This is a genomic window from Roseicyclus salinarum (assembly GCF_029624655.1).
Taxonomy (GTDB): domain Bacteria; phylum Pseudomonadota; class Alphaproteobacteria; order Rhodobacterales; family Rhodobacteraceae; genus Roseibacterium; species Roseibacterium salinarum.
The window spans coordinates 1-1,234 of the sequence record NZ_JARRSA010000056.1; the positions used below are offsets into that span (position 1 = coordinate 1).

Annotated in this window: 1 protein-coding gene; it reads right to left on the reverse strand. The window is 64.9% G+C overall.

From position 1 onward, the window contains the following. Positions 1 to 58: 58 nt before the first annotated feature. Positions 59 to 1,234 (reverse strand): elongation factor Tu (tuf, locus tag P6F26_RS19565; protein ID WP_278030389.1); only part of this gene is annotated, 1,176 nt, incomplete at its 5' end.

A 1,234-nucleotide genomic window follows, 5' to 3' on the forward strand; every position in this document is an offset into this window, starting at 1 on the left:
TTCGCATGTTCAAGGGGTCATCGGAGGCTCTTTCGAGCTCTCCGACGGAGGCCGTCGATCACTCGATGATCTTCGACACGACGCCGGCGCCGACCGTGCGGCCGCCTTCGCGGATGGCGAAGCGAAGCCCGTCTTCCATCGCGATCGGCGCGATCAGCTCGACCGTGAACGACACGTTGTCGCCCGGCATCACCATCTCCGTGCCCGCCGCAAGCTCCACCGTGCCCGTCACGTCCGTCGTGCGGAAGTAGAACTGCGGACGGTAGTTCGCGAAGAACGGCGTGTGACGCCCGCCCTCTTCCTTCGTCAGGATGTAGGCCTCGGCCTCGAACTTCGTGTGCGGCTTCACCGAACCCGGCTTGCACAGAACCTGGCCACGCTCCACCGCCTCGCGGTCGATGCCGCGCAGAAGCGCGCCGATGTTGTCGCCAGCCTCGCCACGGTCCAGAAGCTTGCGGAACATCTCGACGCCCGTGCAGGTCGTCTTCTGCGTCGCCTTGATGCCCACGATCTCGAGTTCGTCGCCCACGTTCACCACGCCACGCTCGACGCGGCCCGTCACGACCGTCCCGCGGCCCGAGATCGAGAACACGTCCTCGATCGGCATCAGGAACGGCTTGTCAACGGCGCGCTCGGGCGTCGGGATCCACTCGTCCACCGCTGCCATCAGGGCGCGGATCGAGTTCTCGCCGATCTCCGGGTCACGACCCTCCATCGCCGCCAGCGCCGAGCCGCGCACGATCGGGATGTCGTCGCCGGGATACTCGTACGAGCTCAGAAGCTCGCGGATCTCCATCTCGACAAGCTCCAGAAGCTCCTCGTCGTCGACCTGGTCGACCTTGTTCATGTAGACGACCATCGTGGGAATGCCCACCTGGCGGCCCAGAAGGATGTGCTCGCGCGTCTGCGGCATCGGACCGTCCGCCGCGTTCACAACCAGGATCGCGCCGTCCATCTGCGCCGCACCCGTGATCATGTTCTTCACGTAGTCGGCGTGCCCGGGGCAGTCGACGTGCGCGTAGTGGCGGTTCTCCGTCTCGTATTCGACGTGCGCCGTCGAGATCGTGATCCCACGCGCCTTCTCCTCGGGCGCGCCGTCAATCTGGTCGTACGCCTGGAAATCGCCGAAATACTTCGTGATCGCTGCCGTCAGCGTCGTCTTGCCGTGGTCGACGTGGCCGATCGTGCCGATGTTCACGTGCGGCTTGTTACGTTCAAACTTTGCCTTTGCCAT